Source organism: Streptomyces sp. NPDC007095, from assembly GCF_040634475.1.
Lineage (GTDB): Bacteria > Actinomycetota > Actinomycetes > Streptomycetales > Streptomycetaceae > Streptomyces.
Genome location: NZ_JBEYFS010000382.1, coordinates 1 through 6,619, shown reverse-complemented (window position 1 = coordinate 6,619; position 6,619 = coordinate 1). Strand labels below are relative to the sequence as shown.

The 6,619-nt window shown below is 63.2% G+C and carries 5 protein-coding genes and 2 pseudogenes; 3 read left to right on the top strand and 4 right to left on the bottom strand.

Annotated elements, in window-relative coordinates; translation table 11 throughout:
- A pseudogene (locus ABZ656_RS55395) lies at positions 1-121 on the bottom strand (NAD-dependent deacetylase); the annotation flags it as partial.
- A 182-nt stretch (positions 122-303) separates the two neighbouring features.
- Between ABZ656_RS55395 and ABZ656_RS55390 the strand changes: the two are divergent.
- The gene (locus ABZ656_RS55390) at positions 304-1,926 is read left to right on the top strand and encodes a hypothetical protein (protein WP_360279967.1); all 1,623 of its coding nucleotides are present in this window, start codon (positions 304-306) and stop codon (positions 1,924-1,926) included.
- A 169-nt stretch (positions 1,927-2,095) separates the two neighbouring features.
- Here the strand turns inward: ABZ656_RS55390 and ABZ656_RS55385 are convergent, their stop codons facing one another.
- Genes ABZ656_RS55385 through ABZ656_RS55375 form a run of 3 tightly spaced genes read right to left on the bottom strand, consistent with a single transcriptional unit; the run spans position 2,096 to position 4,241 of the window.
- Entirely contained in the window at positions 2,096-2,407 is a 312-nt protein-coding gene (locus ABZ656_RS55385; RefSeq protein ID WP_101401780.1) for a hypothetical protein, read from the bottom strand.
- A complete protein-coding gene (locus ABZ656_RS55380; protein ID WP_101401781.1) occupies positions 2,407-3,795 on the bottom strand; it encodes a hypothetical protein in 1,389 nt (462 codons plus the stop codon). The genes ABZ656_RS55385 and ABZ656_RS55380 overlap by 1 nt, the downstream gene beginning before the upstream one ends.
- Positions 3,792-4,241, bottom strand: coding sequence for a hypothetical protein (locus tag ABZ656_RS55375; RefSeq protein ID WP_360279963.1), 450 nt, complete (start codon positions 4,239-4,241; stop codon positions 3,792-3,794). Before ABZ656_RS55375 ends, ABZ656_RS55380 begins: the two co-directional genes overlap by 4 nt.
- 387 nt (positions 4,242-4,628) lie before the next feature.
- Between ABZ656_RS55375 and ABZ656_RS55370 the strand changes: the two genes are divergently transcribed.
- The gene (locus ABZ656_RS55370; RefSeq protein WP_360279960.1) at positions 4,629-5,990 is read left to right on the top strand and encodes a patatin-like phospholipase family protein; all 1,362 of its coding nucleotides are present in this window, start codon (positions 4,629-4,631) and stop codon (positions 5,988-5,990) included.
- A 205-nt stretch (positions 5,991-6,195) separates the two neighbouring features.
- Positions 6,196-6,531, top strand: a pseudogene (locus tag ABZ656_RS55365) (transposase family protein); the annotation flags it as partial.
- Positions 6,532-6,619: the final 88 nt, after the last annotated feature.

The window sequence follows — 6,619 nt, the reverse complement described above, 5'->3', positions numbered from 1 at the left end:
GCCGCCGGATCTGCGGATCGCCCATGTAGAAGTCGTACGTCACGAGCTTCTCGGCCTCCGGATCCCGCCGCCACAGCCCGTTCGGACCCCGGTAGCCGGGGATCCCGGAATCGCAAGGCATTGGTGGATGCAACCTTCTTGGCGGCGCCTCGCACCTGATCGACCGTGTTGGTAACTGGCCTACGGTCAGGCGACTTCGGGTGCTCAGGGGGTCCGGTGCAAATTGCCCGATGGGCAGAACTCGCAATTGCTAGCATCGGGCGGCTGATCCGCCGGGGTCAGCGCATGAGGAGGTAGTGGACGATGCGTTCACGAAGACGCAGACCCCAGATATTCCGGGCTGTCGTCGGCATTCTGACGGCAGCTTTATTGGGCGCGGCATCGGTGGGGCCGGCACAGGCCGCGGCAAACGATGGACGGCTGAAGCTCGGCGTTCTCTCGTTCAGCCCGTCGAGTGTTGACGCCACGGCCGAGGGCGCGACCGCGACGCTCGACTGGACCGTGACGAACGGCAACGCGAGCGCCGCCACCGTGTCGGGCGACGTTTACATCCGGCAGATCACCGCAGGGGGCAGCGCCGTAGGATCCGCCTACGACATCAGCTACTCATTGCGGCCGGACGGCTCCACGATGACCAGCTCCGTGTCCGGGAACGCCCAGTCATCCACATACAGTTACGACTTCAGTGTGCCGCAGTACGCGGCGGGGCCCAGCGCGACCTGGGCGGTCGTCAGGGTCACTGCCTCGGACGACCAGGGAAACACCCTGACGGTCGACAAAGGCCGGCTCTCGGAGTTCGCGAGCACTGTCACGGCCAAGGAGTTGGTCGACTCGGCCGGACCGACTTACGAGTGGATCTCCGTGCCGCCTGACCAGCCGACGTATCTCTACAACGCGGCCAAGCCCGTCACCGTGGCGTACGACATCGAGGTCGTCGATCCCGAGTCCGGCTTCTACAAGGGTGAGGTCACCGTCGCCGGGCCGGGTGGGCAGACGGCATCCGGCAAGCTCAAGGTGGTGACGGCCGGCGATGGCACCACCTCCTGCGGTCCGAACACTGGTAGCTGGGGCATCAACGACATGATCTGCGGCGTCTCGGTCACCATCCCGGCCGGAGCCGCAGCTGGTACGTGGGCCGTCTCACGGATCAGGCTGACCGACAACGCGGGAAACACATCCGTCCACCGAAACCTGAACCTCGCGCCTGTTCAGGTCACTCAGAACGGGACCCTGCAGGCCAGTGACTTCTCCATCACCCCGAAGGCGGTGAACAACTGGTCCGCGCCGCAGAAGCTCTCGATCACGATGCAGCCCAACGGCGTGCGCCAGGGGCTCGCTTCGGCCACCGTGTGGACGGACACAGGCTGCGGTGGATCGGTGACCCAGGCGCCTGTCATCAGCGCTGACGGCACGATCACGGTCACTGCCACCATGTTTCAGACCTACGACAAGGAGTGCACCATCACGGGCATAGCGCTCGTGGACGGTGCCGGTGACGTGGCGGCCTACGGTTCGTACTTCGATGAGCCGGACCTGAACCTGGTGGTCACTCAGATTCCGGACACCACACCCCCTGTGGCGACCTCCGCGTCGCTGAGCTTCACGACGGTCGCCGCCAGCGCCCTGCCCCGGAACGTCGAGCTGACGGCTGATGTGACCTCCTTCGCGGGAGTCAACGGGTACAGCCTCACCATCTACGATTCCACCGGCGATCCCGTCGGTGGGGGCTACGGCGGCCTCTTCGCGGTGACCGACGGGACCGTGCAGATAGTGGCCGGCCTGTCCCAAGGCCTGGCGCCCGGCGTCTACACCGTCGGCTTCACGCTGACCGACTCGGGCGGACTCCACGCGCAGTACGGATACCCCGGCAATGTGGGTTCCCCGGCGCCCAGCGGACCGTTGCAGATCACGGTCACTGACTCCTGAAACCGCGAGTCCGGAGGCGTGGCGGTCGGATAGTCCGCCACGCCTTTTCACGTTCGTGATGGTCCTGGGAGCACCGTCCAGGATCTGCACCGTGGCGACGAATGGAGCGTTCGGAGCACTCGCCGCAGGACCATATGGGAAGGTCGACGCAGCCATGGCGCTGGACGGCTCAACCGCCCGTCACCCATCGGATCACTGCGATCACACCCAACAGCACGGCGGGGCCCACCCACCACCACCCCATGATCCGTCGCACCGACGGCAGCAGCCACAGCACCGCCACCGCACCGGCAGCCCCGATGGTGAGGACGCACGAGAGAGCGATGCCGGCATACGCGTCGTCGTCCCAGGGCCCGGACGGACGGATGGTCAGTGCCGTCCAGCAGAAGTACGCAGCGACAAGGGTGAGCAGGATCAGTGGAACGGCGAGGACCAGGCGCAGGCAGCCGCGGTCGTCGTCCACGTGGGAAGGGCTGGTCATCAGCGCAGTGCGTTCCTTGCCTCGTCCAGATTGTTGGTAAAGCCACGCCCGTAGGCCTGGGCGTCGTCGGTCTGCCAGTACGGGCCACCGTTGTAACGCGCGGCGAGTTCCTGATACTGGGCCGGCGTCATCTCCTCCGCAGGCACGTTGGCGAACTCGCTCTCCGCCTTGAGTTGGGCCAGGTACTCCGAGGCGATGAAGATGTTCTGCGCAGGGTCCTGGAGAGAATCCTCCACCATGCTGCGTTGCTGGTCGGTGAGGTGGTCGGGGTCGTAGCCGAGGACCTCGGCGCCACGTCGCACCTGGATGGCAATGGGCCCCATGGACGTGTTGTCGGGATCGCCGCCGAGACGCCAGGGGAGGCTCTCGGGGGCGATCGGACTGAGTGGGGAGTCGGCCTGTTCGCGGATGGTGTCGGTGATGTCGTCCAGGATGCCGGGCTGTCCGCCGATCTCCTGCCAGGCGATACCGGCGACCATGTCCGGCGGGAGCCCCGAGTTCCGTGCCGCCGCCTTGATGATGTCCTTGTTCGCCGCGATCCAGTCGGCGTGCTCCTGGGCGTTGGAGGGCGGACTCCAGTAACTGTCCTTCGCTCCCGGGAGGTTGGCGACCTTGAGGCGGATGTCGCGCAGCGTCGGGGAGACGATGTCGCTCCCGGCGATGGGGTAGTAGTCCTGCTTGGGGCCGCTGCCGGGCAGATGGGTCAGCGGATTCGTGCGCGCCTCGGCTGCCTCTCGCCGCAAGTCGGCGATCGCCGAGACGATGTCGATGCGTTGGACGAAGCCCATGCGGAAGTCGGGCAGCAGGTCGTACGCCTGCTTGAGCTGGTGGACGCAGAGCTCCCGTGCCTCGTGCTCCGTGGTCTTCGCCAGATGGAAATCGCCGCCGGCGGCGTCGTGCAGCCGGTTCGCGTCGTCGCGGATGTCGTCGACATCCATGGTGAGTTCGGCGAAGAAGTCCATGACGCCGGTGGTGGACCGCATGTCCTCCCACTGGCGCATCGGCTCCGCCTCCTGGGCCTCACGGGTGATCGCCGTGCCCTTGGTGTGGATCAGATTTGCGAGGGACTGCTCGTTCGCCTTGCCGTTGGAGTAGTGCGCTTTGGCGACCTCCAGGGCGAACGCATAGTCGCTCAGGGCGCCGGCGGCCTTGTGGTAACCCTCGGCGAGCTGCGTGAGCAGTTTGCGCGCCTCGGTGAGCCGGGCTTCGTAGTGCTGGCTGCCTTCGCTCTTCCACTGGGTGTGCTTCTCGGCTCGCTCGGCGGACGGGTCGACCGCCACGAGCATGTCGTGCAGGCGCTTGAACTCGTCCGCGTTCCGCTCGACGAGGGGCGGGTTGCAGCCCTCCAGATATTCGACGTCCTTGCGGTGGCTGATTCCGCTGCTCATCGCGCCTCCGGAGCGACGTACTGGCCATAGCGCAAGATGTCGTCGAGGAAACGCTGTGCCGTGTCGTCGTCGATCTTCACGAAGTCGCTGCCGACTGTTCGCAGGCGAGTGGAGAGTGCCGCGAAGAGAGCGACCGCGTCCAGGTACTGGTCATCCGCGAATCCGGCGAACCGGGCCACCTGCTTGGCCACGTCCTCGTGTGTTCGAGGCTCCCGGGCCATGGTGGTGAGTTCGGCGTCAGGCCGGCCCTCCTGGAGGAAGCCCGCTATCTCGATCAGCAGATTCGCGTTGCCGTTGATCGAGTCGGTCTTGGCCATCAGACTCCCGGCGACTGGTGCGCCGGTGCCTCCGCTCGCGTCGGCCGGAAGCTGGTCGATCTGCATGCCCGTCGACCTGCGCGCCAGGGCGTCGGCCTTCAACTGGGCCCACTCCTCATCGAAAGACAACTCGGTTCCCCCTCCGGCTCGTTGTCTCGAACGCCTCATCGATCATGCCATTGAGGGAGGCTTTACCCAAACCTCGTCACTTCTTTGCGGAGTGACGTCATGTTGCTCCGCCCTGACGTGTTGTATGCGGGCGAGGTCCGTCGTCGCTGCCGCCTCTGCCGGTGGGCGGGATACGTCGACGGAATCCCCTCGTCGCAAGACCTTGATGGATGTAACGCGCATCTGCTCCCGCGCGTAGCCGTCGTCGTCGATGGGTGCGCCCGATCCTCGCGGTACGCCGGGTCCTGAAATCCTGTGCAGGGCCGCGTTCTGACGGATGGACGTGCGCTGCCCGCATTCACGTTGAATCCTAGGTGCTCATATGGCTACGTTTAGTAGCATCCTCGTATGGATACAGAAAATGATCAAGGAATCGGTGTGTCGCTGTCGGGTGGCGGCCACCGGGCTACGCTCTTTTCCCTTGGGGCTTTGCTCGCACTTGTGGACTTGGGTTTACAGGAAAAGGTGCGTTGGATTAGTTCTGTATCCGGTGGATCAATCGCAAATGCTTACGTAGCGAACAAGTGTGAGTACGCTGAAACCACCTCGGATGACTTTCAGGGCGTATGTAGAGAGGCCGTCGACAAACTGTCAAGGCATGGATCTTTGACGGGTGGCTGGAGGGGTAGGGTTCGGTGGATACTATTCGCTATGGGCTTGACTCTATCCGTGGTCGGCGTGATTCTCGGCGCAAGAGCGGGAAGGTTTCAGGGATTCTCCTTAGCATTTGTTAGCTATGTCGCGGGATTGCTCATTTGGAGGTTGCGCGGTTGGTTGGTTGAACTTGGAATACGCGACGCCTGGTGTAGGTCGCAGGATGGTACTCCTAGGGCTTTAGGGGGTACTGAAAGGTCAGTCGAGCATATTTTCTGCGCTGTGGACGTCCGGCGGGCTCAGCCGGTATTTCTGAGCGACTCATACGTCGCCGAAGGCTACTGGGTTCACAGAATGAAGAATCTTCCCACTGCTCGCGCAGTTCGTGCGTCGGCTGCCTTCCCGGGGCTTCTGCCGCCAGTGCGCCTCCGGCTTGATCGAATTATTGATTGGGAGAAGGGGAACATAGAGCACCGGAGCCGAAATGCATTTTTGGTGGACGGGGGTGTCTACAACAACCTGGCCACGGAATGGACCAAGCGTTTGGCAACGTATGATCACTATACGGACGGATTCGTGCTTCAAAGACGCCATGCCGCGCCCGTGAGCACACATCTGGTGATTGACGCCAGCGCACCCAGGGGAGCCTCAAGCCGACTGTTGCATGAAATTCCCGTATTCGGCTCACTCTACACTTTGATGTGCACTTACAATGCCACGTACGAGTCGACATTGTCTGCTGCGCGAGGCGAGTATCCACGAGGGCGAGGAGAGGCCACTATTGTGAGCGCTCAGACTCGCCCAGGATGGGGAAATTTGGTACCTTCCTCTATCAAGACGCTGAACAGTAGGGGTTGGCGTACCGTGGCTTGGACCACGACGGCAACCAAAACCACTCTGTCCAGAATCCGAAAGAGAAACGCCATCAGGATCGTCGCTCACGGGTACGCGCTCACGCTCGGCGCGCTGGTTCCGTGGGATGAGCGCAAACAACCGCGTCCTGCATGGAGTCAATGGCTGGCAGCAGGCGTGGAAGGTTCATTTCGGGACGGAAAGGCGTTCGGTCAAGAGTACGAGTATTTGCGTCGAATTGCGGCATCGCGTCTTTTTGACTGAGGGTCGGGAGACTGTGGCTTCAAAATCGGACGGATATATCTCTTGAGGGGGAGCGCTGGTTTTGTGGAAAAATAGGCGGTGGCTGGCGATCGGGCTCTTGATCAGTTACTGATCTGGACTTCATGAGGCGCCGCGCTTAATAGCCGGTACCCAACAGCGCCAAGGGCTGTCTCGTAATGACTGATCTTGGTGTCATGATCTTGCCATGCCTGGTCTGATCACGGCGTCGGAGCCATCCTGGATAGCCCCGTTCACTGGGCTGAGCCCGCGTCAGTTCGGCAAGCTCGTCACTGCGATGCGGAGCGAAGGTACGGGCCAGGTGCGCAAGGGGCGACCGTGGAGCCTGACTCTGGCGGACCGGATCCTGGTGGTAGTGGCTTACTGGCGTACGAACTTGACGCTGAGGCAGCTCGCCCCGCTGTTCGGGGTGTCGAAGTCGGCCGCTATCCGCATCATCGGCCACCTCGGACCATCGCTTGCGTTTCAGCCCCGTCAGCGGTTCCGTAAGGGCGCGGTGCTGATCGTCGACGGCACCCTAGTAGGGCTTGGTCAGGTCGGTTGTTGTGGTGCGTGTCCTGTCGGCCCGGTGTGGCGTTGAGAGTGTGTGACTCCGGACGAGATTGCTGTGG

Excerpts from the sequence above, each read along its gene's own strand:
- ABZ656_RS55390 (WP_360279967.1), top strand. The coding sequence starts at position 304 with ATGCGTTCACGAAGACGCAGACCCCAGATATTCCGGGCTGTCGTCGGC.
- ABZ656_RS55385 (WP_101401780.1), bottom strand. The coding sequence starts at position 2,407 with ATGACCAGCCCTTCCCACGTGGACGACGACCGCGGCTGCCTGCGCCTG.
- ABZ656_RS55380 (WP_101401781.1), bottom strand. The coding sequence starts at position 3,795 with ATGAGCAGCGGAATCAGCCACCGCAAGGACGTCGAATATCTGGAGGGC.
- ABZ656_RS55370 (WP_360279960.1), top strand. The coding sequence starts at position 4,629 with ATGGATACAGAAAATGATCAAGGAATCGGTGTGTCGCTGTCGGGTGGC.